This is a genomic window from Ideonella flava (assembly GCF_051857595.1).
In the GTDB taxonomy this organism is placed as follows: domain Bacteria; phylum Pseudomonadota; class Gammaproteobacteria; order Burkholderiales; family Burkholderiaceae_C; genus Ideonella.
On sequence record NZ_JBPZHD010000011.1, the window covers coordinates 23,123 to 48,399 of the forward strand.

At 69.7% G+C, this 25,277-nt stretch carries 21 protein-coding genes and 1 pseudogene; 8 read left to right on the forward strand and 14 right to left on the reverse strand.

All coding sequences use genetic code 11. The annotated features are described in order from the left end of the window. Window positions 1–3: 3 nt before the first annotated feature. From ACS5PM_RS23225 to ACS5PM_RS23235, 3 genes are read right to left on the reverse strand one after another with little or no spacing between them, the layout of a single operon-like run. Window positions 4–1,863, reverse strand: a complete 1,860-nt coding sequence (locus ACS5PM_RS23225; protein WP_439390086.1) for a TRAP transporter large permease — start codon at window positions 1,861–1,863, stop codon at window positions 4–6. Then, entirely contained in the window at window positions 1,860–2,882 is a 1,023-nt protein-coding gene (locus tag ACS5PM_RS23230) for a TRAP transporter substrate-binding protein (protein WP_439390087.1), read from the reverse strand. The genes ACS5PM_RS23225 and ACS5PM_RS23230 overlap by 4 nt, the downstream gene beginning before the upstream one ends. A gap of 36 nt (window positions 2,883–2,918) precedes the next feature. Continuing rightward, entirely contained in the window at window positions 2,919–3,668 is a 750-nt protein-coding gene (locus ACS5PM_RS23235) for an SDR family NAD(P)-dependent oxidoreductase (RefSeq protein ID WP_439390342.1), read from the reverse strand. A 115-nt stretch (window positions 3,669–3,783) separates the two neighbouring features. Here ACS5PM_RS23235 and ACS5PM_RS23240 point away from each other — a divergent pair, with 115 nt between their 5' ends. The 3 genes from ACS5PM_RS23240 to ACS5PM_RS23250 all read left to right on the forward strand — a co-directional run bounded on the left by ACS5PM_RS23240 (window position 3,784) and on the right by ACS5PM_RS23250 (window position 7,197). Continuing rightward, window positions 3,784–4,671 carry a LysR substrate-binding domain-containing protein gene (locus ACS5PM_RS23240; protein WP_439390088.1) on the forward strand — a complete coding sequence of 296 codons (888 nt, stop codon included), beginning with the start codon at window positions 3,784–3,786 and terminating at the stop codon, window positions 4,669–4,671. A 323-nt stretch (window positions 4,672–4,994) separates the two neighbouring features. Beyond that, window positions 4,995–5,237, forward strand: coding sequence for a hypothetical protein (locus ACS5PM_RS23245; RefSeq protein WP_439390089.1), 243 nt, complete (start codon window positions 4,995–4,997; stop codon window positions 5,235–5,237). Beyond that, the gene (locus ACS5PM_RS23250; protein WP_439390090.1) at window positions 5,230–7,197 is read left to right on the forward strand and encodes an AAA family ATPase; all 1,968 of its coding nucleotides are present in this window, start codon (window positions 5,230–5,232) and stop codon (window positions 7,195–7,197) included. Before ACS5PM_RS23245 ends, ACS5PM_RS23250 begins: the two co-directional genes overlap by 8 nt. Window positions 7,198–7,220: 23 nt before the next feature. Here the strand turns inward: ACS5PM_RS23250 and ACS5PM_RS23255 are convergent. Next, window positions 7,221–7,882, reverse strand: a pseudogene (locus ACS5PM_RS23255) (DUF6064 family protein). Between the two features lie 181 nt (window positions 7,883–8,063). Between ACS5PM_RS23255 and ACS5PM_RS23260 the strand changes: the two are divergent. The 4 genes from ACS5PM_RS23260 to ACS5PM_RS23275 all read left to right on the forward strand — a co-directional run bounded on the left by ACS5PM_RS23260 (window position 8,064) and on the right by ACS5PM_RS23275 (window position 13,597). Further along, window positions 8,064–10,211, forward strand: a complete 2,148-nt coding sequence (locus tag ACS5PM_RS23260) for a hybrid sensor histidine kinase/response regulator (RefSeq protein ID WP_439390091.1) — start codon at window positions 8,064–8,066, stop codon at window positions 10,209–10,211. Between the two features lie 298 nt (window positions 10,212–10,509). After that, the gene (locus tag ACS5PM_RS23265) at window positions 10,510–12,363 is read left to right on the forward strand and encodes a PQQ-dependent dehydrogenase, methanol/ethanol family (protein WP_439390092.1); all 1,854 of its coding nucleotides are present in this window, start codon (window positions 10,510–10,512) and stop codon (window positions 12,361–12,363) included. Beyond that, the gene (locus tag ACS5PM_RS23270; RefSeq protein ID WP_439390093.1) at window positions 12,360–13,178 is read left to right on the forward strand and encodes a quinoprotein dehydrogenase-associated putative ABC transporter substrate-binding protein; all 819 of its coding nucleotides are present in this window, start codon (window positions 12,360–12,362) and stop codon (window positions 13,176–13,178) included. The genes ACS5PM_RS23265 and ACS5PM_RS23270 overlap by 4 nt, the downstream gene beginning before the upstream one ends. A gap of 29 nt (window positions 13,179–13,207) precedes the next feature. After that, on the forward strand, window positions 13,208–13,597 hold the full coding sequence (locus ACS5PM_RS23275) for a c-type cytochrome (protein ID WP_439390094.1): 390 nt from the start codon (window positions 13,208–13,210) through the stop codon (window positions 13,595–13,597). A 7-nt stretch (window positions 13,598–13,604) separates the two neighbouring features. Here the strand turns inward: ACS5PM_RS23275 and ACS5PM_RS23280 are convergent, their stop codons facing one another. Genes ACS5PM_RS23280 through ACS5PM_RS23315 form a run of 8 tightly spaced genes read right to left on the reverse strand, consistent with a single transcriptional unit; the run spans window position 13,605 to window position 21,335 of the window. After that, a complete protein-coding gene (locus ACS5PM_RS23280; RefSeq protein ID WP_439390095.1) occupies window positions 13,605–14,570 on the reverse strand; it encodes an FAD:protein FMN transferase in 966 nt (321 codons plus the stop codon). Then, complete coding sequence (locus ACS5PM_RS23285; RefSeq protein WP_439390096.1) at window positions 14,551–16,758, reverse strand: PepSY domain-containing protein; 2,208 nt, start codon at window positions 16,756–16,758, stop codon at window positions 14,551–14,553. Before ACS5PM_RS23285 ends, ACS5PM_RS23280 begins: the two co-directional genes overlap by 20 nt. 16 nt (window positions 16,759–16,774) lie before the next feature. Next, entirely contained in the window at window positions 16,775–17,242 is a 468-nt protein-coding gene (locus ACS5PM_RS23290) for a DUF2271 domain-containing protein (protein WP_439390097.1), read from the reverse strand. Window positions 17,243–17,280: 38 nt separating this feature from the next. Beyond that, window positions 17,281–17,799, reverse strand: a complete 519-nt coding sequence (locus tag ACS5PM_RS23295) for a PepSY domain-containing protein (RefSeq protein WP_439390098.1) — start codon at window positions 17,797–17,799, stop codon at window positions 17,281–17,283. Then, the gene (locus ACS5PM_RS23300) at window positions 17,796–19,217 is read right to left on the reverse strand and encodes an ATP-binding protein (protein ID WP_439390099.1); all 1,422 of its coding nucleotides are present in this window, start codon (window positions 19,215–19,217) and stop codon (window positions 17,796–17,798) included. Before ACS5PM_RS23300 ends, ACS5PM_RS23295 begins: the two co-directional genes overlap by 4 nt. Next, window positions 19,214–19,882, reverse strand: a complete 669-nt coding sequence (locus ACS5PM_RS23305; RefSeq protein ID WP_439390100.1) for a response regulator — start codon at window positions 19,880–19,882, stop codon at window positions 19,214–19,216. Before ACS5PM_RS23305 ends, ACS5PM_RS23300 begins: the two co-directional genes overlap by 4 nt. A gap of 7 nt (window positions 19,883–19,889) precedes the next feature. Then, window positions 19,890–20,624 carry a cytochrome b/b6 domain-containing protein gene (locus ACS5PM_RS23310; protein WP_439390101.1) on the reverse strand — a complete coding sequence of 245 codons (735 nt, stop codon included), beginning with the start codon at window positions 20,622–20,624 and terminating at the stop codon, window positions 19,890–19,892. Between the two features lie 9 nt (window positions 20,625–20,633). Then, window positions 20,634–21,335 carry a hypothetical protein gene (locus ACS5PM_RS23315; RefSeq protein ID WP_439390102.1) on the reverse strand — a complete coding sequence of 234 codons (702 nt, stop codon included), beginning with the start codon at window positions 21,333–21,335 and terminating at the stop codon, window positions 20,634–20,636. A 196-nt stretch (window positions 21,336–21,531) separates the two neighbouring features. Here ACS5PM_RS23315 and ACS5PM_RS23320 point away from each other — a divergent pair, with 196 nt between their 5' ends. Then, window positions 21,532–22,446, forward strand: coding sequence for a hypothetical protein (locus tag ACS5PM_RS23320; protein ID WP_439390103.1), 915 nt, complete (start codon window positions 21,532–21,534; stop codon window positions 22,444–22,446). A gap of 197 nt (window positions 22,447–22,643) precedes the next feature. Here the strand turns inward: ACS5PM_RS23320 and ACS5PM_RS23325 are convergent, their stop codons facing one another. After that, window positions 22,644–24,146 carry an aldehyde dehydrogenase family protein gene (locus ACS5PM_RS23325; protein WP_439390104.1) on the reverse strand — a complete coding sequence of 501 codons (1,503 nt, stop codon included), beginning with the start codon at window positions 24,144–24,146 and terminating at the stop codon, window positions 22,644–22,646. 43 nt (window positions 24,147–24,189) lie between these two features. Then, window positions 24,190–25,152, reverse strand: a complete 963-nt coding sequence (locus tag ACS5PM_RS23330; protein WP_439390105.1) for a porin — start codon at window positions 25,150–25,152, stop codon at window positions 24,190–24,192. Window positions 25,153–25,277 lie beyond the last annotated feature (125 nt).

Below are 25,277 nucleotides of genomic sequence, written 5' to 3' on the forward strand. Positions count from 1 at the left end.
GCCTCAGAGCAGGCCGATGGAGAACCAGGGCACGAAGGCGACGATCAGCAGGCCGACGAGCAGGGCGCCGAGATAGGGCCAGATGCGGCGCACGGCCACGTCGGGATGGACCCGGCCTATCGTGCAGGCCGCGTAGTAGCCCAGCCCGAACGGCGGGGCGAACAGGCCCACGCCCATGGCGAGGATGATCACCATCGCGTAGTGCACCTCGTGCACGCCGATGGCCTTGGCCACCGGGAACAGCAGGGGCGCGAACAGCACCATCGCCGGGATGCCCTCGAGCACGCTGCCGAGCACGATGAAGGCCGCGATCGACACCAGCAGGAAGCCGTACTTGCCGCCCGGGACGCTGGTCATCGCCTCGGCCAGGCTGTGCGAGAAGCCCGACTGCGTCAGCGCCCAGGACATGCCGGTGGCGGTGCCGATGATGAACAGGATGGCGCCGGACAGCGCGGCCGTGTCGACCAGCATCGGATAGAGCCGCTTCCAGTCGAAGCGCCGGTAGATCAGCAGGCCAGCCACCACGGCGTAGGCAATGCCGATCGTCGAGACCTCGGTGGCCGTGGCCACGCCTTCGACCACCGCGGTGCGGATGAGCACCGGCAGGGCCAGGGCGGGCAGCGACACCAGCAGCGTCTTGCCGACGACGCTCATCGGTGCGCGCTTCAGGCCGACGGCGATCTCCGCGCTGCGGTAGCGGGCCAGCAGGGCCAGCATCACCGCCAGCACCACGCCCGGCAGCAGGCCGCCGGTGAAGAGCGCGGCGATGGAGATGCCCGCCACCGAGCCGATGGTGATCAGCACCAGCGAGGGCGGCACGGTCTCGGCCATCGCACCGGAGGCGGCGAGCAGGGAGATCAGCTCGCCTTCATGGTTGCCGCGCTTTTTCATCTCCGGCAGCAGCACCGGGGCCACCGCGGCCATGTCGGCCGTCTTCGCCCCCGAGATGCCGGACACCAGCAACATCGCGCCCAGCAGCACATAGTTCAGGCCGCCACGCACGTGGCCCAGCAGCGAGGCCAGGAAGTCGACCATCGCCTTGGCCATGCCGGTCATCTCGACGAGGTGCCCCAGCAGGATGAACAAGGGCACGGCGAGCAGGATCAGCGAGCTCATGCCTTCGTCGATGCGCCCGCTCACCACCGCCAGCGGCGTCGAGGTCACGCACAGCAGGAACGCGACCGTCGCCAGTCCGAAGCAGAAAGCGATGGGCACGCCGAGCAGCACGGCGGCACCGAGCAGCAGCGCGAAGAAGACGACCAGGTTCCAGTTGCCTATGCCCTGCAGCCAGCCGGACGAGAGATACAGCACGCCGGCCAGCGCGGTCATCGACAGCACCACGCCGACCAGGTCGCCGACACCCTGTCGCGCCAGGCGCAGCAGGCCGATCGCGATCATCAGCGCCGCGCCCACCGGCACGGCGGCGGCCCGCACGGTGTTGGGCCAGGACAGCGCTGGCGTCTGCACGACCCATTCATCCTGGGCGTACTCGGCCATCGGGCCGATCAGGATGACGAGCATCAGGCAAGGCGCGGCGATCGCCAGCGCTTCGGCCCAGGCCTGCGCCCGCGGGCTCCAGCGCGAGACGAGAGCCGTCGTTCGCATGTGCGTGCCGCGCCTCAGCGCCACCGCTGCGCCCAGGTTGGCCAGCCACAGGAACAGGATGGAGGCGAGTTCGTCGGCCCAGGGGATCGGGCTGTTGAACACGAAGCGCATGACCACGCCGGCCAGCAGCACGGCGACCTCGCCGATCACCAGCGCGGCGGCCGGGGCTTCGATGAGGTGGCCGAGCCAGGTCTCGAAGCGCGCCGGGAGCGACCCGCCCGGCGCCACGGGGTGAGCTTCCAGCAGCATGGCGCTCACCCCAGGGCTCCGACGCTGTCTTGCAGCAGCTTCCACGCCTCGTCGCCGAACTTGGCGCGCAGGTCCTTGTAGAAGCTGCCCTTGGCCAGTGTGTCCTTGAAGGCCTTCTTGTCGGGCTCCACGACCTGCACGCCCTTGGCGGCGAGGTCGGTGCGCAGCGAGGCGCTCAGGGCGGCAATGTCCGCACGTTCGTCGGTGGCGGCCTTGTCCAGTTCGCGCCTGACGATCTCCTGGAGGTCCTTGGGCAGGCGCTCGAAGGCCTTGCGGTTGCCGAGGATCCAGTAGGCGTCCCACACGTGGTTGGTGAGGCTGCAGCACTTCTGCACTTCGTACAGCCGCGCCGTGCTGATGATGGCCAGCGGGTTTTCCTGGCCCTCTACCAGCTTGGTCTGCAGGGCGGAATACAGCTCATTGAAGTTGATCGGCGTCGGGCTCGCCCCCAGGGCCGTGAACAGCGACGACAGCATGGGTGCCGCCGGCACGCGCAGCTTCATTCCCTTCAGGTCGTCGGGCGTCTTCACCACCTTGCTCGAGGTCGTGACCTGGCGGAAGCCGTTGTCCCAGGGCTTGGACATGGTGAGCAGGCCGACCTTCTCGATCTGCGCTCGCACGTAGGCGCCGAGCGGGCCGTCCATGGCCTTCCAGACCTCGTTGTAGTCGTGGAAGGCGAAGCCGGTGTTGATGATGCCGGCCGCCGGCACCAGGGTCGACAGCACCACGCTCGCCTGGTTGAAGAACTCGACGCCGCCGCTGCGGACCTGCGACAGCAGGTCGGTGTCTGAGCCGAGCTGGTTGGCAGGAAAGAGCTTGATGTCCAGGCGGCCGCCGGTCGCGTTGCGGATGCGGTCGATCGCTTCCTGGGCGCGCTTGTTGACCGGGTGGGACGGGTCCTGCCCCGTGGCGAACTTGTAGTTGAACTCGGCCGCATGCGCGGGCCGGGTGGCGATCGAGAACAGCGGCAAGGCCGTCGCACCGGCCAGGACCTGGCGTCGCGTGAGCTGGAATTTCGTTGCAGTCATGCTTGTCTCCGGTTGTCGTGATGAAGGGCCGTCGGTTCAGTGGATCAACATGCCGCCGTTCACGTCGAGCGTGATGCCCGTGCAGTACAGCGAGAGGTCGCTGGCGAGGAAGACGCAGGCCCCGCCGATGTCCTCCGCACGCCCCAGGCGGGCCAGCGGGATCGTCTCGGCGATCTCGGCCTTCTTCTCCTCGGTGAGCTTGCCCTTGATGATGTCGGTGCCGATCAGGCCCGGGGTGATGCTGTTGACCCGGATGCCGTCGGGGCCGAACTCGCGCGCCATGGCGCGGGCCAGGCCGAGCACGCCCGCCTTGGCCGCCGAGTAGTGCGGGCCGCCGAGGATGCCGCCGCCGCGCTGCGCCGAGACGGACGAGATGCACACGATGGATCCGCTCTTCTGCGCCTGCATGGCCGGCAGCACCGCCTGCGACATGTACAGCGTGCCGCGCAGGCTCACATCGAGGATGCGGTCGTAGTCCGCGCCGGTGATCTCGCAGGTCTTCGCCGGCTGGGTGATGCCGGCGTTGTTGACCAGCACGTCGATCCGGCCGAAGGCCTGGAGTACCGCTGCGGCGGCGGCCTCGCAGGAGGCCTTGTCGGTCACGTCCGCGACCAGGCCGAGGTGGCCGGCCCCCAATTGCGCCGCGGCGGTGGTGGGCTCGGCGCGAGCGAGATCGAGCACCGCGACGCGGGCGCCTTGCGAGGCCATCAGGCGTGCGGTGGCGAATCCCAGGCCGTTGAGGCCGGCACCGCCGGTGATCACGGCAACCTTGTCCTTGAGCAGCATTTCGTCGATCTCCATCAGTTGATGTCCGCCATGGTGGGCACCGACGAAGCTGATGGCAAACGATGAATCCTCAGGCTAAGATGACCGTTCGTCATGTAATGACTGGGTCAACCCTATGGCCTCACTCCCTCCGGTGGCGAACCTCCTGGCCTTCGAGGCCGTGGCCCGGCGACGCAGTTTTGCGTTCGCGGCGGCGGAGCTTCACCTGACCGCTTCGGCCATCAGCCACCAGGTGGCGCGGCTCGAGGCGGAACTCGGGGTCCGGCTGTTCGAGCGAAGCGCCCACGGGGTGCGCCTGAGCGATGCCGGCGAGCGCTACCTCGAGCGCGTGTCTGGGGCGCTGGCCGCCATCTCCGCAGCCACGGAGGACTTGCGCAAAGGCGTCAGCAACAGCCTGTACGTGCACTCCGCGCCCAGCATCGCCAGCCTCTGGCTGATGCCCAGGCTGAGAGGCTTCGCGCAAGCCCATCCCGACATCGCGCTGAATCTGTCGGCTGCGCACACGCCCAGCGATTTCGCGCTGGGGCAGGCGGACGTGGACATCCGCTATGGCGTGCCGCAATGGGGCGACCTGGTCGTCGAGCCGCTGTTCGAGGAGCGCATCGTGCCGCTCGCGAGCCCCGCGTTCATCCGCGAGCATCGGCTCAAGCGGATCGACCAGCTCTTCGAGGTGCCGCTGATCCAGAGCAACGTCAGCGTGGTGCAGTGGTCCGACTGGCTTCGCGCGTTCTCGGAGAAGCGAGCGCCGGAGCGCTTCGCCCTGCGCTTCGACCGCGCCCAGATGTCGCTCGATGCGGCGACCCAAGGCCTCGGTGTGGCGCTCGAGAGTGCCGTCAACGCAGGCCCGCACCTGTCGACCGGCAAGCTCAAGCCGGTCTTCGGATTGGACAAGGCCGTGCGGGTCAAGGCGCACTTCGTGGTGTACCCCGCCAGGCATGCGAAACGGCCGCCGGTCGAGGCCTTCCTGTCGTGGATCCACGGCGAAGCTGCACGGACCCCGTAGGCGAGGGCCGTGTCGCCAAGGCATGGCGGCGACCTTGCCGAAGGGCCGCCGCGCGCGCCCGTTGGCGCGTCACAACGCAGCACGTCTTCGTGCTTGCGCACTCGCGCCCAGGCCTGCATCATTCGCGCCCTTGCAGAAGGCGCCCACGACAGCGCCCGCATGACGGAGATCCCTCTATGTCCTCCCTGTTCATCACGACGATCGACTGAACACGGTTCCCTGAGCCCCGGCGGGACCGTGTCTGTTCACAGATACGGCCCGAAGTCCGCGCGGCGAGCAAAGCCCCGCAGCCCTTGAGCCGGGGCTTTTGCTTTTGGAACCGCATGAGTGCACAACTCCGTTCCCGCGCCCTCCAGGAGGGGCGGGTCAAGGCCCTGCGCCGCATGAAACAGCCGATGACGCTGGTGCTCGAGACGAGCTCCGGCGAGCGCGACCCCGTGGCGCGCGCGCTCGGCCAGCGTGGCTTGCGTGGCGCAGGCGAACACATTCAAAGCCGCGGCGCCCAACGCCGCGCCGACCGCGTGGCGCTGCAGGCGCTGCTGCGACGAAAGGATTGGGATGAATGAATTCACCTCCACGGCCCGGTGGGCCGTTTCGCCAAAGGGATGCGTCGGCCCGGGAGACCGGGAGGCGGCCGACTCGCGTGAGCTGCGCGAGCAGCTGGCGCAGAGAAACCGGCGGCTGCAGGAGATCGCCGCCCAGCTCAAGACCGAGCTGTTCGGCATCGACGCCATCATCGACCGCGTCATCGACTCGGTGCGAGCCTGGTATGTGCTGCCCGAGCTCGTCTCGCGGCCCGTCATCGTCTGCCTCTGGGGCCTGACCGGCACCGGCAAGACCCAGCTCGTGCGGCGCCTGGCGCAGCTGCTGGGCTTCTACGACCGCTTCGTCGAAGTGCAGATGGATGGCTTTTCCAACGGTGCCAGCTGGCGAGGCGCACAAAGCATCTCGGGCATGCTCGCGCAATCGGGCTTGCGCGAGGGTGAGCCCGGGATCCTGGCGCTCGACGAGTTCCAGCGCTTTCGCACCATCGACAGCAAGCGTGGGGAGCTGCGCGTCGAGCGCTACCAGGACGTCTGGGCGCTGCTTTCCGACGGACGCCTGCCGCCCGCGCTTTCTCTGCTGGGCGACATCGAGTCGTCCATCGCCGAGGCGGCCTTCGATGCCGAACGGGCGGAGGCCAGCGATGCCAAGCTGCGCTTCAAGCTGCGCAGCTGGGAGGCCCAGGAGCTGCAGCGCAACCTCAAGCTCGACGAGCCACTGATGGAGATCATGTCGTGGACGCCGGAGCAGATCCAGGAGCGCCTGCGCGCCTTCCGAGAGAGCGGCCACCAGCAATGGGAGACCGACTACAGCCGCCTGCTCATCTTCGTCTGCGGCAACCTGGACGAGGCCTACGAGGACCTCGCCACCAGCGTGGACGACTGCGACAGCGATGCGGACATCTTCCACGCGCTGACGGGCCGGCTGAGTGTCATCGACGTCAAGCAGGCGCTCAACAAGCGCTTCAAGCCGGAGCAGGTGGCTCGACTGGGCAACGAGCACGTGATCTACCCCTCGCTCTCGCGACGAGCCTACGAGCAGTTGATCGAGCAGGGCTGTGCCCGCTATGCGCGCGAGACGGAGGGCCGCTGCGGCCTCCGCTTCGAGCTGGCGGCCAGCGTGCGCGAGCAGATCTACGCCAACGCGGTCTTCCCCGCCCAGGGGACCCGGCCGCTGTTCTCATCGCTGCACGCCATCCTCGGCGCCGGCCTGGCCAAGGCTGCGCTGTGGGCGCTGGAGCAGGGCGCCATGGCCGGCGAAAGCGTGGGACTTTCGGCCGATGGCCGGAGGCTGGTCGCCCACTGGCGCGGGCTGTCGCATGCCATCGCCGCGCCTTTCGAGATCAGCCGCCTGCGACAGCGCAGCAACCCCGACTTCCGGGCCCTGCTGGCCGTTCACGAGGCCGGACACGGCCTGGTGCATGCCCTGCTTTTCGGCCGCGCGCCGCAGGAGATCAAGATCCACGTGGCCAGCTTCGAGGGCGGCTACAACGCCTACGCCTCGCGCAAGGTCTGGTCGCGCCGCAACCTGCTCGACTCCATCTGCACCAGTCTCGCCGGCCGCGCCGCAGAGTTGCTCGTCTTCGGGCCCGAGCTGTGCTCCGGCGGCGCCGAGAGCGATCTGCGCAAGGCCACCGAAACGGCCGCGCGCATGTTGCGCCACCTCGGCCACGGCCCGCGCCTCGGCCGCAGCGACGTCTGCACCGCGAGCGAGGAGAACCTCTGCACCGACGTGGAAGCCAGCAACGCGCCGATCGAAGAGCTGCTGCAGACGCAGCACGAACGCGCCACCGGGCTGATCGAAGCGCATCGCGGCGCGCTGCTGGGCCTGGTGGACGAGCTGATGAGCCAGGGGCAGGTCACTCCCGCGCGGTTCGCGGAGGTTGTCAGCTTGCCGCTGGGCAGGCCGGAGGACGCCTTGGATCCGTATGCGCAGGGCCTGGCGGAGTTCCGGGTGGAGGGCAGGCAGCGCCTGATAGCGTAGTAGCCGCCGACGTGACCGCGCGATCAGGTCGGCTGGGCGGATGCGGCCCGCGCCGCGCCGCGATCGCGAAGGACGAGGAAGGGGACGGTCACGATGCCGCTCAGCAGCAGCGGCCAGTCCTGGGGGACGCCGAGCAGCAGGGCCGCGCTGCCGCCGATCAGCGACCACGACACGGGCACGATGAGAAGCCCGCGGGGTACGGGATCGACGGTGAGAAGCAACATGCCGAGCGTGAATAGGGTGACCGGGCAGGGCGTGATGCCGAACAAGGGCATGGCGGGCCAGGCATGCCCGGACAAGGCGCCCACCAGCGGATAGAAGACGAACGCGTAGAGCACGAGTGATCCGCCGGCCAAGCGCTCGACCGCGAAGGCATGCCGAATCGGAGTCGCGCCCGCCACAGCGTCGCAGACGCGAGCAAGGCGCCCTGCAGCACGAACGCGGCACCGAACACCATGGCCGCCTTGTTGATCGCGGAGAAGTAGACCCAGTGGTAGGCGACGCCGGTCCATAGCCACATGGCGGCCAGGATGGCGCCAATCGTGCGGTCGGCGCGACGCCCCGGCCGCACGAGTGCCACGATCGCCGCCGCGCCCAGCAGATAGGCCACGACCTGGGCCGGCCAGACGCCGAGGTTGTAGTCAGCGAAAACGCGGATGAATTGATCTGGACTGAAAGGCAACACGGCAGCACCTCTCGACTGCGCAACGAACCGACACTAGTCGGCGCCGAGGCACGGTTCGTTGATTCGCCTCAATCAGCCGCCGGCGGCCTGGGCGAAGTCGCTGCCGCGGAGCGCGCCGTCCCGCTCAGGCTGGTTGACGCAAGTCAAGACGCGACGGGAGCCTTTCTCCGACAAAGGAAGGATGACCCTGGACGCCGACACAACCGGTAGTGGCTCCGTCACCCGCGACCCGCGACTGCCCGCCTTCTACCGCGCCCTGTCCGAGATGGGCCAGACGATGGTCCGTGCCACGGAGCCAGGCTTGCTCTACGACGGCCTTTGCCGCATCGCCGTGCAATGCTGCGGCGCCAGCATGGCGTGGATCGGCCTGGTCGAAGCGGGCGTGGTGAGGCCGATGGCCTGGGCCGGCGGCGCCGAGCGCTACACCGAAGGTCTGAACCTGGCCGTGGCCCGCCCGCAGGATGCCGATGCCGAACTGGGGCCCACGGCACACGCCTTGCGCAGCGGCCGACCTCTCATCTGCAATGACTTTCAAGCGGATGCGCGAACCGTTCCGTACCGGGAGCATGCGGCCCGCTTCGGCGTCGGATCCTCCGGTGCTTTCCCCATCCGGCGCGCCGGCCAGACCGTCGGGACGCTGAACTTGTACTTCGGCTCCAAGGGCGCCTTCGATCCCGCGTTGGTCGAGCTGATCGGGCAGCTGGTGCAGGACCTGTGCTTCTCGCTGGAGCACATCGACCGCGAGGCCGGCCGGGCCCTGGCCGAGCGTTCGGCAGGCGAACGCGAGGCCCAGCTGGCCGGCATCGTCGGGACCGCGATGGACGCGATCATTGCCGTCGACGCCCACTTCAAGGTGGTGCTGTTCAATCACGCAGCCGAGCGAATGTTCGGAGTGCCGGCGCAGGAAGCCATCGGCCTGACGCTGGATCGCTTCATTCCGCCGGAGTATCGGGCCGCGCATCCCGCGCACATGTCCCGCTATGCCGCCGAGGGCGTGACCACCCGGCGCATGGGGGCCTCCCGCGAGCTGACCGGCCTGCGTGCCAACGGCGAGCGCTTCCCGATCGAGGCTTCGATATCGCGGGCCGGGGAGGGCGAGCGGGTGCTGATGACCGTGATGGCTCGAGACGTCACCCAGCTGCGACAGGCCGAGAAGGCCCAGCTGGCCCGCACCGCTGCCGAAGCCGCCAATCGCGCCAAGACCGAGTTCCTTTCCCGCATCAGCCACGAGCTGCGCACGCCGATGAACGCCGTGCTCGGCTTCACCCAACTGTTGCGTGCCGAGGGCGGGGCGACGCTGAACGGGCGCCAGCGCGAGCAGCTGGACCTGGTCCTGCAAGCGGGGGAGCATTTGTGCATGCTCATCGACGAGATGCTGGACATCTCGCGGATCGAAGCGGGCCGCATGTCGGTGGACCATCGCGACTTCGAGCTGTGCGAGCTGCTGGACGGCGTGATGCGCATGAGCCAGCTTCAGGCGCAGGAATGCCAAGTGGTGCTCCATGCCGGCTACTCCCCGCAATGCCGTCTGCTGATGCGCACCGACCCGTCTCGCCTGCGCCAGGTGCTGCTGAACCTGCTGTCCAACGCGATCAAGTACAACCGCCCGGGAGGATGGGTCCGGCTGGAGGTCGAGCGCGATCCGTACTTCGTGCACATCCTGGTCCGCGACAACGGCCTGGGGATGTCGCAGGAACAGAGGTCCCAGCTCTTCCAGCCCTTCAATCGCCTGGGCCGGGAGGGCAGCGGGGTGCAGGGGACGGGGATCGGCCTGGTGCTGGTGCGACAACTCGTGGGCCTGCTGGGTGGCGAGGTCAGCCTGGAGAGCGAGCACGAGCGCGGCACGCTGGTGCGCGTCACCCTGCCGGCGGGCGACGGCCGGCCGATGGCGAGCGCGCGCCATGCCGATGCGCAGGCCCCGAGCGTGCCGCCCATCGGCGTGGTGCTCTACGTGGAGGACAACCCGCTCAACGTGATCCTGGTGGAGCAGCTGCTGTCGAGGTGGCCCGGGGTCCAGCTGGTGACCGCGGCGGATGGCGGCGCCGGCCTCGAGCGCGCACGGACGCTCCAGCCTGACCTGGTGCTGCTCGACATGCAACTGCCCGACATGAGCGGCCTGGACGTGCTGCGCCAGCTCAAGGCGGATCCGGCCACTCGAGCCATCACGGTGGTGGCGTTGTCGGCCAGCGCCGTGCCGCAGGACGTGTCCGAAGCGCGGGCGTCCGGCGCGCTGGACTACTGGACCAAGCCGATCGACTTCGACGCCTTTCTGCAAGGCACTGCCCGGCTGCTGGAGCGGCCGGCGAGAGGCGACCAGACATCACTCTGACGACATAACGTAGAAGATCAGTGGCCTCGCATTCCTGGCAGCGGTCCGGCCAGGCGGTGCCTTAAGCCAATCCTAAGATTGAACGAGCCGAATGGTCCGGTCGATACGTTGCAGCGCGAGCCGCAGCGGCCGGTGCATCCAGCCTCCGCCATCAGCGCCCGGGCTGGTCGCGGCTTGCTGCACGGCGCAGGAGATCCCCTGTTCCGCCGCCTGTGACGTCCAAATTCCTCGAGCAGGTGTGGGTGCCGAACGCGGCACCACGCACGACGTTTTCACTCGGCGATGGATGGAGGCTTTCATGGCAGCAGGCGCACATCTCGACAGGCGGATCCCGCGAAGCGTTGAACGCGCGCGCAGACGGGGCAAGTGGGACGCGCGCCGTGCCCGGCTCGGCGTCGTCGCGGCGGCGATCCTGGCGCTCGGCTCGGGTGCCGGTGCGGCCACCGGCGCGGGCGCCGAATGGACCACGCCAGGGGGCACCGTGCAGGGCACGCGCTACAGCCTGCTGTCGCAAATCAACTCCACCAACGCCGGCGGGCTGGTCGAGGACTTCGCGGTGCCGACGAACGCCGTCGCGGGACACCAGGGGCAGCCGCTCGTCGTCGGGCACACGATGTATGTCGTCACGCCTTTCCCGAACAAGCTCATCGCGCTGGACCTGGATTCGCCCGGCACGGTGAAGTGGACCTTCGACCCGGGGGCCGACCGCTACGCCAGGGGCGTGGCCTGCTGCGACGTCGTCAATCGGGGCGCGGCCTACGCCGACGGCAAGATCGTCTACAACGTGCTCGACGACACGACGGTCGCGGTCGACGCGGCCACCGGCCAACTGGTCTGGCGCACCCGGCTCGGCGACCCGACCACGGGCGAGACGCTGACGGGCGCCCCGCTGATCGTCAGGAACAAGGTGATCGTCGGCAACGCCGGCGGCGAGCTGGGCGTGAGGGGATGGGTGCAGGCCCTGGACCTGAAGACGGGCAAGCCGGTCTGGAAGGCCTACAACACCGGTCCCGACGCCGAGGTGCTGATCGGTGCCAACTTCAAGCCCTGGTACGCCAAGGATAGGGGCACCGACCTCGGGGCGACCTCCTGGCCCGGCACCTTGTGGCAACAGGGCGGCGCCACGGCCTGGGCCTGGTTCACCTACGACCCCGACCTCGACCTGCTGTACTACGGCACGAGCAACCCCGGCGTGTGGAACCCGGACATGCGCAAGGGCGACAACAAGTGGGGCTCGACGATCTTTGCGCGCCGCCCCGACACCGGCGAGGCGGTGTGGGCCTACCAGGTCACGCCCCACGACGGCTGGGACTACGACTCGATCAGCGAGAGCGTGGTCACCGACCTGAAGATCGACGGGGTGAAGCGCCGCGTGCTGATGCACGTGGACAAGAACGGCTTCGGATACACCCTGGACGCGGCCACGGGCCAGGTGCTGGTGGCGAACAAGATCGGGGTGGCGACCTGGGCCGACAAGGTCGACCTGGCCACCGGCGAGCCCAAGGTGAACCCCGGCATGCGGCCGCACACCGGCGTGATCACCGAGAACATCTGCCCTTCGCCGCTCGGCGCCAAGGAGTTCGCTCCCTCGGCCTTCTCGCCGCTGACCGGCCTGCAGTACGTGCCGGCCATCAACACCTGCAACAACCTCGAGCCCCTGAAGGCCCTCTACATCGCCGGCACGCCGTTCCTGGGCGCGGACCTCAACTTCGTCGCGCCGCCGGGAGGCTACATGGGCGAGCTGCTGGCCTGGGACGCTGCGCGCGGCAAGCGCGCGTGGGCCCTGCAGGAGCCGCTGCCGCTGTACGCCGGCCTGCTCGCCACGGCGGGCAACCTGGTCTTCTACGGGACGCTGGACCGCTGGTTCAAGGCGGTCGACGCAACGACGGGCGCCGTGGTGTTCCAGACGCAGCTGGAGTGCGGCATCCTCGGCAACCCCATCTCCTACCAGGCGCCCGACGGCTCGCAGCGCATCGCCGTCTATACCGGCGTGGGCTGGCTGCCCGGCGGCTTCGCGGGCGGCCCGTGTCCCGCCCAGCAGGAGCGGGGCGCATCACCGCTGGCACCCGCCATCACGGCCGCGATGAAGGACCGCCGGCAGGCGGCTCCGGCGGCCACCAGCGGCATGGTCCACGTCTTCAAGCTGCCATGAAGGCAGTGCGGACCCTTGTCGGTCTTGCGGCGGCCTGCGTGCTGGCCACCGCGGCGGCGGCAGAGCCGGCTCGCGAGCTGGCGGTCTGCGCCGACCCGGCGAACCTGCCCTTCTCGAACCAGCGCGGCGAGGGTTTCGAGAACCGCATCGCCGAGCTGCTGGCCGACGAGTTGCACGCCACCTTGCGCTATGCCTGGAACATGCAGCGCCGCAGCTTCCTGCGGCGCACGCTGCTGGCCGGCGCCTGCGACCTGGTGCTGGGTGCACCACCGGGCCTGCAGGGCCTGCAGACGACGCGTCCGTACTACCGCTCCGGCTACGTCTTCGTCAGCCGCCGGGCAAGGCTGCTCGATCACATCGCCCGCTTCGATGACCCCGCGCTGAAGACCTTGACGATCGGCCTGCACGCCCTGGGCGCCGAGGGGGCCAACCCGCCGCCGGCCATGCTGCTGGCCGGCGCCGGCCTGGGCGCCCAGGTCCGCGGCTACCCGATGTGGGGCGAGGAACCGGACGAGGCGGCCCCGGGCCGGCTCATCCAGGCCGTCGCTCGCGGCGAGGTCGACATCGCCATCGCCTGGGGGCCGATCGCGGGCTACTACGCGAAAGGCCAGGCCGAACCGCTGGCCCTGGTCGCGGCCGAACCCGACGCCGCGCAAGCCGCGCTGCCGGTGGCATTCGACATCGCCATGGGCGTGCGGCGCGGCGACGAGAGCCTGCGCGACGAGGTGCAGGCCGCCCTCGACCGGCGGGCGCCGCAGATCCGATCCATCCTCGCCGCGTACGGAGTGCCCGCAGCCGACCCTGCGCCCCATTGACCGACCGATTCAACCCGAAGGAGCTCCCCATGCGCAGCTTGATCTTCGCCTTGCTGGCCGTTGCCGGCCCGTTCATTTCCACCGCCGGCGCGCAACCGGCGCCGCCTGCCGCCAGGGGGGTGTCCGCCGAGTCGGCTCCGCTGCCGCCCGAAGGCGAAGGCCGGCGCCTGTTCCTCAAGTACAACTGCTATGGCTGCCACGGCATGTACGCCACCGGCGGCATGGGCCCGAACATCGTCCATTCCGAACGCGGCGACGTGCGCGAAGCCGTGATGCGGGGCGAGGATGAAGGCATGCCGTCGTATCACCAGTACTTCAGCGACAAGGACATCCGCCGCCTGTCGGCGTACTTGCGCAGCATCGGCACCGACAAGGAGCCGACCTTCAAGGACTGGTGGATCGACATACCGCCCAAGTGACGGGCGGCTACACGGGGGCGAACAAGCCGGTTCCGACCGTGCGCAGCCCGTCTGCTTCGCGCAGGACGATGCAGGCGTCGAGCTCGAGCTTGCGAGCCCGTGCCAGGCCGGCCTGTTCGCCGAGCACCATCAAGGCCGTCGCGTAGGCGTCCGCGTCCATGCAGCTCGGCGTGAGCACCGTGACCGATGCCGGGCCGTGGCGAACCGGCGCGCCGGTTCGTGGATCCATCGTGTGCGAGACGCGGCGGCCGTCCCGGTCGGCCCAATGGCGGTAGTCGCCGGAGGTCGCCACCGCCGCGTCGCACAGCTCGATCACGCTCATCGCGGCACGGCGGTCGTCTTCCGGCGCCTCCAGGGCGATCGCCCAGGCCGTCCCGTCGGGCTTGCTGCCCCGCGCCCGCATTTCGCCGTCGATGCCGACGAGCCAGGAGACGATGCCGTTCGCGTCCAGGACCCGCCCCAGCTCGTCCACGCCGAAGCCCTTGGCGATGCCGCACAGGTCCAGGGTCAGCGGGCCATGCTTGCGGGCCCGGCAGGCTCCGGCGTCGATCTCCAGCACGGACTCGATCGGGGCTCTGGGCCTGGCGGCTGCCGCGCCCGCCCGGCCTGGGCGGCCGGCGGGCCCGAAGCCCCAGGCATCGACCAGGTCGCCCACGCCGATGTTGAAGGCGTTCGCCGTCTCGCGGCCCATCTCGATGGCGCGCGTCAGCACGGTGACGAGCTTCGGCGGTATCGCGGTCCACACCTGCGGCGCGGCGCGGTTCAGTCGCGACAGGTCCGAGTCGGGCTTCCAGTTCGACATCTGCCGGTCCACGGTCGTGACGGCCGAGGCCAGTGCCGCGACGATCGCCTCGATGTCTGCCCCGGGTGCGGCGTGGAAGCGGGCGGTGTAGCGCGAGCCCATGGTTTCGCCGCTGGTGCGGCAGTCGCTCACCCGCGCACCGGGCAGCCACTCAATAGACGTCTTCGACATAGCGGCCCTGACTTCTCAATTGCGCGACCGTCAGGCCGGAGCCTTCGAGGATGCGTTCCCACGCACCGGCCACGCCCTCGGCCATCTGGCGGCCCCCGCACACCAGGATCTGCGCGCCGTGGGCGACCAGCTCGCGCAGACGCGGCGCGTCGGCGGCCAGGCGGTCCTGCACGTAGGCCTTGGGACGCGAGCGAGAGAAGGCGGTCGTGAGGCTGCGCAATCGCCGGTCGTCCACGAGGCGGCCGAGCTCCTCCCGGTAGAGGAAGCCGTCCTGCGGATGGCGTGCGCCGAAGTACAGGTGCATGGGGCGGTGCGGCGGGTTGTGCCGGGCGAAACCGATCAGCGGCCCGATGCCGGTCCCCGCGCCGACCATGATCACCGGCGCTGCGCCCGCCGCAGGGCGGAAGCTCTCGTGCGGGCGCCAGAACGCCTGGATGGTCGCGCCCGGCTGCAGGCCGGTGAGATAGCCCGAGCACAACCCCGCGGGATGCCGGCGGACGCAGATTTCGGCCACGCCGTCGCGGGCCGAACTGGCCAGCGAGTAGTACCGCGGCGAGGCTCCCCCTGGAGGCACGACCCCGAGCAGATCACCGGTCTCGAAGGCCGGCAGGCCCTCGGAGCCGCGCCGCCACCAGCGAGTCGAAGGAGCCTCGGCCACGAAGCGGAGCACCGACGTGAGCTCCTGTGGGTCTTGTCCGTAGTCAGTTCGTGACGCCAGCCGCAGCGCCGTCGTGCGTGGCAGCAGCGGTGTGTAGTGCAGCTCGAGCACCCGCCCCAGCGCCTCGCCCAACCCTGCGCACCACTGGCGGAACTCGGGCTCTGACTGCCTGTCCACGGTGCCCGCATCGCTCAGCGGAGTGAGGCCCCTGGCCTTGAGCGCCTGCTGAACCTGCAGGGCATAGCCACAGAACTGCGGGAACTGCCGGTCGCCGAATCCCAACACCGCGAACCTTGTCGCGGGTGCGATCGTCAGCCGCTCGAGCTTGTCGAGGAATTGGCGTGCACCGGCCGGCGCTTCGCCGTCGCCATAGGTGGAGGTCAGGACGATCAGGCGCCTTGCACGGGGGTAGCGGGCAGCGAGCGAATTCATGGGTGCGGTGTGCACCCGCAAGCCGGCGCGGCACAGCGCAGCATGCAAGGCGGTGGCGAAGCCCCAGGTCGTGTTGGTTTCGCTGCCCACCAGCAGCACGGTGTCGGCGTCGTGGGCGGCGGCGTTGCCGGCAAGCCGCGGCCGGTGGCTGCGCTGGTGCCACCACAGCAGCGTGCCGGTCACTGCCAGCAAGGGCACCGTCAGTGAGGCGGCGCCCAGCAGCAGCCCCAGCCACCACAGGCCCTCTCCGGTGTGCAGCATCCGCACCGTGGCGTGCAGGCGCTGCCACCCGTCCCACGGGGCATAGTCGATCCACCGACCCGTGGCGGGATCGATGGAGCCGCTGCCGTCGGAGGTTTCCAGCTCGATGACATCGCTGGGGTCGTCGGGGTTCGGCAGCTTCAGCTGCCGCAAGCGCGAGAGGTCGATCGCCTGCAGTGCAGGCATTCGCGCGAGGGGCATCGCAGGCCATCCCGCCGGGCGTCCGACCAGAAAAGGCTCTGCCCCGCCTCCCTCCGGCAGCAGGCTGAAGGTGGCCAGCGACATGAGCACGCCGGTGGCGGAGGACAGGACCAGGCCGGCCAACGCGACGCGCGCCACCTCGCCATGCCATCGCTGCAGCGTCGTGCCGCGCACGGGAGCCAGCAAGCGCCGCCACCCGCCCATGCGTCGCGCGAGCAGCAGAAGCCCGGAGACCACGATCACCAGCATGCAGGCCGCAGCGACGCCGGTCGCCACTCGGCCAGCGTCGTCGAGCATCAGCTGGCGGTGAAGGTTCTTCACCCAGCGCTGGATGGCCGAGGAACGGTAGGCGTCCACGGCGCTGCCGCTGTCCGGGTCGATGACGGAGGCCTCCTGCGTCTGCCCCGACAGGTGGTAGGCGATGAGCAGGCCCGAAGGCTCGCGCACCACGGTCTGCACGCCGGGCAACCGGGCGATGACGCGGGAGGCCAGCGTGGCCACGTCGATGCCGGCCGGCTGAACGGCCTGGGCGCGCTCCAGTGCAGGGAACAGCGACAGCACGGAGCCCGTCAGCGCGACGAGCACCAGCAGCAGGCCGGCAAACAGTGCAGGGATCGAATGGAGCTTGCGAAGCATCGGGAGGGCCGGGACCTCACAGCGTGTAGCGGAACGACATGACGTAGCCGCGACCGGCGGCGGGCTTGCCGGCGCCGGCCGCGCTCAGCGGGACCACCACTTCGGAGGGGTTCTCCTTCATCTTCTCCACGGCGGTGTCGATGTGGACCTCGTAGCCGGCATCGATCAAGGCGTCGGCCACGTCCACCGTGACGCGCAAGGTCTTGCCCGCGCCCACGCTGGCGCCGGTGATGCCGTCCACCTTGGCGTTGCCTCCCGTGGACCGGTACCAATCCCGCAGGTGGCGCCAGTACTTGGCCTTGCGGCCGGCCACCCACAGCGTGCTGTGCAGTCGCCCTCCCGGGTCCATGAGGTAGATGGCAAGGTAGGCGCCATCGCCGCCGTAGGCGGTGAGCTGCGTCTCCAGCGTGACCTGCCGCGCGGACACGGCGGCCGGGACGGCGAGGGCGCCCGCGATGGTGGCAAGAGGCCATGCATGCTTCATGACGTGTACTCCGGGGCTATGGGGCTGGTGGGAAGAGGTCATGGCGGCGTCGGAGCGCTGGCAGGCTGCTGCGCGGGCTCGCGATCGTGCTCACGCTCACGCTCCTGCTCGCGCTGCCGCAGGCGTTCGCCGTGCTCGCGCTTCAAACCGATGACCTGCAAGCTCGCCGGATCGATCTTGGCCTTGAAACGGCGGCCTTCGGCATCGCGCCCGACGACCTCGTAGCAACCGTCGTCGATCTTCAAGCGGTCGAGGTGCCAACCGTTGCGCTCGGCCAGTGCCTGCACCGCGGTCCGCGGTTGCCAAGCCGCAGTCGGGGCGTCGCAATCCCTGCCGGCCCAGGCCTGCTGCCACGTGGCCAAGACGATCACCAGGAAGAAGGCTCGCGACAGGGGCGGACGCTGCATGGCATCGAACGAGGTGGGGCAGGAGGGAGGATGCCCCCTGCGCCTGACCGAGCGTTTGCGCAGGCTCAATCCGCGGCGGCGGTGACGCTCGCCCTGGAAGGCGGGGTTCACCGGCAGCATGTGAACGCTGACGCCCTCCGCGCTGGTCATGGGCGTTGCACGGTCGCCATGGCCGGGGCGCCATCGGCGCCGGCACGCCGTTCCAGGCGATCCTGATGGCGCGGCCTGCCGTCGCCTTGCGCCGCGGGGAGACTGACGTCGACTTCCAGGCCCCCCAGTCGGTGTGAAGGCCGGGCGTCCACCTCGGCCTGGTGGAGGGCCGCGATGCGGCGCACGATCGACCAGCCGAGGCCGCTGCCACTCTGCTCGCTGCCGGGGACGCGGAAGAAGCGCTCGCCCAGGCGCTGCCGCTGGGCCTCGTCGAGGCCCGGGCCGCTGTCCTCGACGAGCAGGTGGACCCGGCCCTCGCGCTGGCGAACCTGCACCGACACCTTGGCCGCGCTGGGGCTGTATCTCACCGCGTTGTCGAGCAGGTTTCGAACCAGCATGGCCAGCAGGGTGGCGTCGCCGTCGACGTGGCAGGGCGACGGCACGCGCAGCATCAGCAACTGGTGCTTGGCGAGCGCCTGCGGGGCGATGTCGGCGGCCACCTGGCGGGTCAGTTCGGCGAGGTCGACGGTCGTCAGCGGCGGTCGCTCCGCGTCGGCCCTCGACAGCGTCAGCAGCTGGCCGATCAGCCGGGCGGCGCGGTCGCAGCCTGCCACCGTGGCCGCGAGGGCGTGCGAGCGGGTCGCATCGTCGGACGCGGCCAGGGCGACCTGGGCCTGGGCCCGTATCGCGGCGATCGGCGTGCGCAACTCGTGGGCAGCATCGGCGGTGAAGCGCCGCTCGGACTCCAGCAGCGTGGCGATCCGAAGCAGCAGCGCATTCAGCGCATCGACGAGCGGCGAAATCTCCCGCGGAGCCTGCTCCAGCTGCACCGGGCCGAGTTCATCGGGTCGCCGGTGAGTGAGCCGTTCGCTCAGCGCCAGCAGCGGCCTGACGCTGTAGCGCACGGCGCCCCACGCGGCCAGGCCGAGGAGAGGCAGGGCCAGCAGTGTCGGCCACAGCATGCTGCGCAGCAGCGCGAAGAGGATGGCCGTGCGCGATTCAACCTGCTCGGCCACGTGGACCAGTTCATCCCCGTCGACCCCCACCATGCTGAAGACGCGCCAGCGCGTGGCGCCTATCGTGACCGTCTGGAAGCCGGGCGCCGTGGCCAACGGCTCCATGGGCGCCCGCGCCGATCGCAGGACGAGCCGGCCTTCGTGGATGATCTGGAACGCCACCCGCGACGCGTAGCGATGCGGAGTCGGCGCATCCACGTTGCGGGTGGCCTCGATGTCGGCCGCCTCGCGGGCCACCAGCAGCGCCGCGGCTTGCGCCAGATGGGCGTCCAGCAATTCATCCAGCTCGTGCCGGGCGTCCACCCATGTCAGGGCCGCGGCGGCCGCCCACACCGCGAGCACCAGGCCGATCACCAGCGACAGCAGCCGGCCTTGCAGCGAGCGCGCCGGAGCGGGGTTCATGCCGTGACCTCGCGCAGCAGCGTGTAGCCCACGCCGCGCACCGTGTGGATCAGCGCCGCGCCCAGCTTGCGCCGCAAGTGGTGGATGTGAACCTCGATGGCGTTGCTGTCGACCTCCCGCCCCCAGGCATACATCTGCTGCTCGAGCTGTTGCCGCGACAGCACCCGGCCGGCATTGAGCATGAGAACGTGCAGGAGGTCGAACTCGCTCTTCGACAGCGTCACCGTCGCGCCCGCCTGGCGGACCGTGCGCGCGGCGGGATCCAGCTCGACATCCTGCAGGCACAGGCGGTCGCTGGCCTGGCCATGGGCACGGCGCACGAGCGCGCGCAGCCGGGCGCCCAGCTCGTTGAGGTCGACCGGCTTGACGACGTAGTCGTCCGCCCCGGCATCCAGCCCGCGGATGCGGTCGGGCAAGGCATCGCGCGCGGTCAGCAGCAACACCGGAGTCTTGTTGCCGGCGGCGCGCACCCGCGCCAACACCTCCATGCCGTCCCTGCCTGGCAGGCCGAGATCGAGCACCGCCGCCGCGTAGGGGTGCGCGCGCAGCTCCTGCTCGGCGATGTCTCCCCGGCGCACCCAGTCGACCTCGAAGCCCAGCTGGCGCAGGCCGTTTCGCAGGCCATCGCCGAGCAGGGAATCGTCTTCGACCAGGAGGATGCGCATGGCCGGTTCAATCGTCGTCGTCGTCGTCCTCGTCGTGCTGGACGACGAAGCCATGCGCCGGCGACGAAGCGCCCACGGCGGGCACTTCCCGCGACTGCAGCCACCAGAACGCGAGCACCGCGGCCAGCATCAGCGCCGCGACGCTGTACCACGCGCGCCGGATCCCCTGTGCGGGAGGCGCCTTCTTGCGCCCCGTGATCATCGCCTTCACCAGGTTCTCGCCCTGCAGCCGGCTGCCGAGAAGGACGGCCGCCACATGCACCCCGACCAGCGCGAGCATGAGGTTGGCCACGAGCTCGTGAGCCTCCTCGAAGCGTTCGCCGCTCCACTCGGCCTGGGTCATCCAGCCGGTGGCGGTGACGCCGATGGCCAGCCCGAGCAGGGCCAGGATGGCGAGCCCCCCGGCCGGGTTGTGTCCTGCGTGTGCATCCGGCTTGCCGGCCAGCAAGGAGCGCAGGTGCGCCAGGGCCTCCTTGGGACCGCGCACGAAATCCGAAAAGCGGGCATGCCGGGTGCCGATGAACCCCCACACCAGGCGGAAGGCGACCAGGCCCGCGAGGGTGTAGCCCAGCGTCACGTGCACCAGCCGCCAGCGCTCCGCCTCCGCCGTAAGGTAGGCGCCGGCGAAGCACAGCACGGCCAGCCAGTGGAAGATGCGCACCGGTGCATCCCACACCAGCGTCAGGCGCCCGGGTGGAGGGCTTGTCGAGGCAGCAGCCGGCGACGCGTGCAAGCTGTTCATCGAAGCCTCCTAGGGCAGGGAGCAGGTGCCCGCGCCGCCGTCTCGCACGTAGTAGTCGGTCGACAGGCCGGCATTGGCCGCCGAGATCACGTTCAGGCCGGCGACGAGGAAGACCGGCGTGTGCGTCCGGGTGGTGCCGTTCAACTGCGTGAGCGGAACGTTGTTGATGGACACGTTCAGCAGGTAGGCGCCGTTGTCGAACAGGTTCACGAACGGCTGGGCACGGCCGGTCTTCGAATTGAACGCGCAGCCCGGCGTCACCGTGGCCGACGACTTGGCGCTGGCCGCGTACTCCAGCTCGCCGCTGAAGGTGTTGCCCCGGGTGTCGGGAATGCACACGTTGGGCTGCTCCGGGTAGGCCGTGGTGGCATCGAAGGTGTAGCCATCGATGACTTTGCCGGTCTGCACGGTCACGCCATTCACCCCTGCGGCCAGCCAGACGGTGGCGTCCGGACTCGCCGCGGTGACCGCGGCGACCGCGGTGCCGTTGAGCGAGACGGTGCCCTTGGCCTTGCGGGCCGGGTTGTACAAGCCGGCCTGGACGAAGGGCGCCATCCCGTCCATGGGATGCAACCCGCACTGCCAGGCGGCGGAGGCGTAGGTCTTGCCGCTGGCGCCGACCTGGATGCCGGTCGCTGCCATCACCGGCGCGGCGGCCAGGGTGGTGGCCAGCAACAGGCCTGCCGAAACTGCGTAACTCGCTGTCCTCATGATCATCTCCAGACAAGGTGTCGATGGTTCATATTGGGCCGGTCGGGGCTTAGCGAAGGCTTAGAAGCGGCTGGATCGGCGATACCTTGCGCCAGGTCAAACACAGCCCGTACGGGCCGAGAAGTGCGCTGGATTTTTGTTAAGCGCGGCTTCATGTTTCGCGAGCACGATGAATGCTCCGAAACCGAGGATTGCCATGCGCTCGATCGCCAAGTTCATTCCGTTGACGCTGCTGCTGCTGCTTGGAGCCACGGCGGGGCAGGCGACCGAGTTCCAGCTCGCCCCGGTCCAGCTGCCGGGTGGCGTGAGCGTCTTCGGCACGGTGTCTACCGACGGCACGACCGGGCCGCTGTCGCCGGCCAACCTCACGGGCTGGCGCGTCACCGTCCGCACGACGACCCGCCATGACTACACGCCGGCCAACGCCCCGCCGCAGAACGTGCTCGGCGTCTCCGTGAGCGCGGACGGCCGCAAGCTGCGCGTGGCGACTTCGCCCGACGGCAACGGAGGCGCCTTGTCCTTCGGAACCAGCCTGCCGGAGGTGCTGGTGCACGTGGCCAACTACGCGACCGGATGGCCGCCCGGCATGGGCTTCGCGATGTTCCAGTACGGCGCGGATTTCGAGTACGCGGACCTGCCGGTGTCGCCCACGGGCCAGCGCGTGGTGGCCCGCGCGGCCGCCGGCAGCTCGGTCTTCAAGCTGCTGCCGGTCGACTTTCCCAGCGGCGCTCGGCTGACCGGCAGCATCACCACCGACGGCAGCACCGGGGTGCTGCAGCCCGATCGGCTGCTGGACTGGCACCTGAGCGCGAAGCGGATCGAAGACGTCGTCTACTACCGGGATGCCGGTGGCTCGAACAGCCAGGTGCTTCCTTCGAGCGCTGGCCTGTCCACCGATGGCCAGACGTTGCACGTGGCTCGCCCGGGCGGCTACCTGGGCTTCGGCGTTCCTCCCGCACCCCCCGCTCGAGGCCGCGGCGCGGTGCCGGCGGACTTCAGCGACACCGCCCCATCCAGGGGGCAGGCCGGCTGGTTCGATCCCTTCGGCTTCGACTTCGTGCCGCTTCGTTTTGGCGGCACGCAGTACCCGGTCGGCCAGGCCCTGCCTTGAGCGAGCGGCTCATCCCCCTGGAGCGAAGCAGGTAGCGGATCCTCGAATGCGGATGATGGGTCCCTGCTCGGTTGCAGTCGGTCGCGCGGCAGGCAATGACTTTCCGCGGCGCCGTTCCTACACCGTCGCGGCTCGCCTGAAGCCGGTCAAGCCGAGGTGAGCGCCGCCCGCGGGGGATGTTCAGGAGTCCGGGACCTTCATTGCCAAGGCGTCGGCATCAGCCCGCCATCCCCACCTGGTGCCTGCGAACAGCCGAGGATCGCCTTGGTCTCGAGGTATTCCTCGAGGCCCTCGACGCCGTATTCGCGCCCGTTGCCTGATCGCTTGTAGCCGCCGAAGGGCGCATGCGGGCTCCAGGGCGGGTTGTTGATGTGCACCTGCCCGGAACGGATTCGCAAGGCCACCGCACGGGCGGCGGCGAGGTCCTGGCCCTGCACGTGCGCGCCCAGGCCGTAGACCGTGCCGTTGGCGATCTCCACCGCCTCGTCGACGTTGTCGTAGGCGATGATGACCAGCACCGGGCCGAAGATCTCCTCCTGCGCGATCCGCATCTGCGGCTGCACGCCGGAAAAGAGGGTGGGGCGCACGTAGAAGCCGCGCTCCAGGCCCTTGGGCCGGCCGAGGCCGCCACAGACGAGGCGCGCGCCTTCGGCGATGCCGGCGCCGATCATCTCCTGCACTCGCTCGAACTGCGCGCGGTTGGCCACCGGGCCGTGCGTGGTCTGCGGCGAACGCGGATCGCCCACGACGAGCGCGCTGGCCGCCTCGCAGGCGATCCGCTCGACCTCCGCCAGGCGTTCGCGCGGCACGATCATTCGGGTGGGCGCACTGCAGGACTGGCCGACGTTGCGCAGACCCGCCGCCACGGCAGCCGGTATGGCACGGGCGAGAGCCGCATCGGGCAGGATCAGGTTGGGCGACTTGCCCCCGAGTTCCTGGGCCACGCGCTTGACGGTAGGCGCGGCCGCCTGCGCCACCAGCACGCCGGCGCGGGTGGAGCCGGTGATCGAGATCATGTCCACGTCAGGGTGTGTGGCCAGCGCGGCGCCGACCTCCGGCCCTTCGCCATTGACGAGGTTGAACACGCCCGCCGGAATGCCGGCTTCGTGCATCACTTCCGCGAACAGCAGGGCGCTCAGCGGCGACAGCTCGCTGGGCTTCAGGACGACCGTGCAGCCCGCCGCCAACGCAGGGCCTACCTTGGCAGTGATCTGGTACAGCGGCCAGTTCCACGGCGTGATCAGGCCGCACACGCCGATGGCCTCTCGCAGGATGGCGGTGCTGCCCCGATGCGTGAGGAAGGGATAGCTGCCGGCAAGGTCCCGCGCGACGCGGATGTGCTCCGCAGCGATCGGCACCTGTGCGGCGCGCGCGACGCTGATGGCGCAGCCCATCTCCTGCGAGATCGCCTGGGCAAACGATTCGGCCCGCTGCAGGATCAGGCCGTGGACGCGGTCCAGCAGCACGGCCCGGCTCTGCGGCGAGCTCGCGGACCAGCTCGCGAAAGCGCGCCGGGCCGCCGCCACCGCCACGGCGACGTCTTGCGCGTTGCCCAGGGCGATGTCCGCAACGGGTTCTTCCGTCGACGGGTCGACGACGGCACCGCGGCCCTGCCCGGCGGGCAGGACCCACTCGCCACCGATGAAGAGGCGATCCAGGCGGCCTTCGCAGGCCAGGCGCTCGATGATGGCGGTGCCCATGGAAACGCTTGGCGGGCGGCAGGTCGGTTGCGCCGTCATGGCGTCAGAAGCTGTGGGTGATGCCCACGCCGTAGGTGCTCTTGGCGTCGTCGTCTGGATAGCGCTTCGAGGCGCCCTCGACGTACACCGCAGTGCGCCTGGAGAAGGCGTAGCTCGCGCCCAGCGAGAACAGCCGCTCCTTCTTGATGCCGTCGACATCGGCCTGCCCCCAGGCGGCCTTGAGCGTCGTGGGGCCGAGGTCGTACAGCGCCCCGAGCGTGGTGACCTTCGCCTTGGAGCCGGCGGCCGAATGGCTGAGGTTGTACAGGCCCATCAGCGTCAGCGCATCGATCTTGCCGCGCAGCCCGTAAGACGCTTCTGTCGCACCCGCGCTGTTCTTGCCTGCGCCGGCCATGGCTCGGATGGTGCCGTTGTTGAAGACCAGCGAGGCGGCGCGCGTCTTGGCGACATCGCCTTCCACGCTTTCCGGCGAGTAGCTCACGTGAAGCGCGGTGTTGGCGAAGCTGGGCGAGTCATAGAACACCGCGTTGGCCGCGCGGCCCGAGCCGCCGCCATGGGGATCGGCCGAGTAGTTCCAGTGCCACAGGTCCCAGGCCGGTGAAGCGATGCGGTCGTAGTTCTCCCAGGCGTCGAAGGCCCAGTCCTGGCTCTGGATCGCATCGAGTGCACGGCCTAGTCTGACGGTACCGAAGCCGCCCTTGAGTCCGACCGTCGACTCACCGTGCCAGAAGGGCTTGCTGCCGGCGCCTTCCGTGGCGCCCGTGTCGACATCCATGCGGGTGCGCAGCTTGAAAAGGGCACTCAGGCCGTCTCCCAGATCCTCGGTGCCGGCGAACTGCAGGTGGCTGCGCTGGATCGTGCCGACGTTCCAGGCCTTGGCGGTGTCGCGGAACACGCCGGCGTCCAGGCTGCCGCTGATCACGACGTTGGATTGCGCGTGGGCGATGCCGTTGCCGAGCGCGACGCCGGCAACGAACAGGAAACGAAAGCGTGGGAACGTGGTCATGGTCATCCTCGGTGATCGTTGGCCTCTTGGAATGCGCGGGCCTTTTGATGGGTCCCGCAAGGCACCCTCCGGTGCGAGTCCATTGCAGCATCGCGTCCCGAGCGGCACGTTCCGAAACGGCGGCC

Excerpts from the sequence above, each read along its gene's own strand:
- ACS5PM_RS23300 (WP_439390099.1), bottom strand. The coding sequence starts at position 19,217 with ATGAACCCCGCTCCGGCGCGCTCGCTGCAAGGCCGGCTGCTGTCGCTG.
- ACS5PM_RS23285 (WP_439390096.1), bottom strand. The coding sequence starts at position 16,758 with ATGCTTCGCAAGCTCCATTCGATCCCTGCACTGTTTGCCGGCCTGCTG.
- ACS5PM_RS23275 (WP_439390094.1), top strand. The coding sequence starts at position 13,208 with ATGCGCAGCTTGATCTTCGCCTTGCTGGCCGTTGCCGGCCCGTTCATT.
- ACS5PM_RS23315 (WP_439390102.1), bottom strand. The coding sequence starts at position 21,335 with ATGAGGACAGCGAGTTACGCAGTTTCGGCAGGCCTGTTGCTGGCCACC.
- ACS5PM_RS23305 (WP_439390100.1), bottom strand. The coding sequence starts at position 19,882 with ATGCGCATCCTCCTGGTCGAAGACGATTCCCTGCTCGGCGATGGCCTG.
- ACS5PM_RS23270 (WP_439390093.1), top strand. The coding sequence starts at position 12,360 with ATGAAGGCAGTGCGGACCCTTGTCGGTCTTGCGGCGGCCTGCGTGCTG.
- ACS5PM_RS23240 (WP_439390088.1), top strand. The coding sequence starts at position 3,784 with ATGGCCTCACTCCCTCCGGTGGCGAACCTCCTGGCCTTCGAGGCCGTG.
- ACS5PM_RS23245 (WP_439390089.1), top strand. The coding sequence starts at position 4,995 with ATGAGTGCACAACTCCGTTCCCGCGCCCTCCAGGAGGGGCGGGTCAAG.
- ACS5PM_RS23295 (WP_439390098.1), bottom strand. The coding sequence starts at position 17,799 with ATGACCAGCGCGGAGGGCGTCAGCGTTCACATGCTGCCGGTGAACCCC.
- ACS5PM_RS23280 (WP_439390095.1), bottom strand. The coding sequence starts at position 14,570 with ATGTCGAAGACGTCTATTGAGTGGCTGCCCGGTGCGCGGGTGAGCGAC.
- ACS5PM_RS23320 (WP_439390103.1), top strand. The coding sequence starts at position 21,532 with ATGCGCTCGATCGCCAAGTTCATTCCGTTGACGCTGCTGCTGCTGCTT.
- ACS5PM_RS23230 (WP_439390087.1), bottom strand. The coding sequence starts at position 2,882 with ATGACTGCAACGAAATTCCAGCTCACGCGACGCCAGGTCCTGGCCGGT.
- ACS5PM_RS23235 (WP_439390342.1), bottom strand. The coding sequence starts at position 3,668 with ATGCTGCTCAAGGACAAGGTTGCCGTGATCACCGGCGGTGCCGGCCTC.
- ACS5PM_RS23290 (WP_439390097.1), bottom strand. The coding sequence starts at position 17,242 with ATGAAGCATGCATGGCCTCTTGCCACCATCGCGGGCGCCCTCGCCGTC.
- ACS5PM_RS23325 (WP_439390104.1), bottom strand. The coding sequence starts at position 24,146 with ATGGGCACCGCCATCATCGAGCGCCTGGCCTGCGAAGGCCGCCTGGAT.
- ACS5PM_RS23250 (WP_439390090.1), top strand. The coding sequence starts at position 5,230 with ATGAATGAATTCACCTCCACGGCCCGGTGGGCCGTTTCGCCAAAGGGA.
- ACS5PM_RS23265 (WP_439390092.1), top strand. The coding sequence starts at position 10,510 with ATGGCAGCAGGCGCACATCTCGACAGGCGGATCCCGCGAAGCGTTGAA.
- ACS5PM_RS23260 (WP_439390091.1), top strand. The coding sequence starts at position 8,064 with ATGACCCTGGACGCCGACACAACCGGTAGTGGCTCCGTCACCCGCGAC.
- ACS5PM_RS23330 (WP_439390105.1), bottom strand. The coding sequence starts at position 25,152 with ATGACCACGTTCCCACGCTTTCGTTTCCTGTTCGTTGCCGGCGTCGCG.
- ACS5PM_RS23310 (WP_439390101.1), bottom strand. The coding sequence starts at position 20,624 with ATGAACAGCTTGCACGCGTCGCCGGCTGCTGCCTCGACAAGCCCTCCA.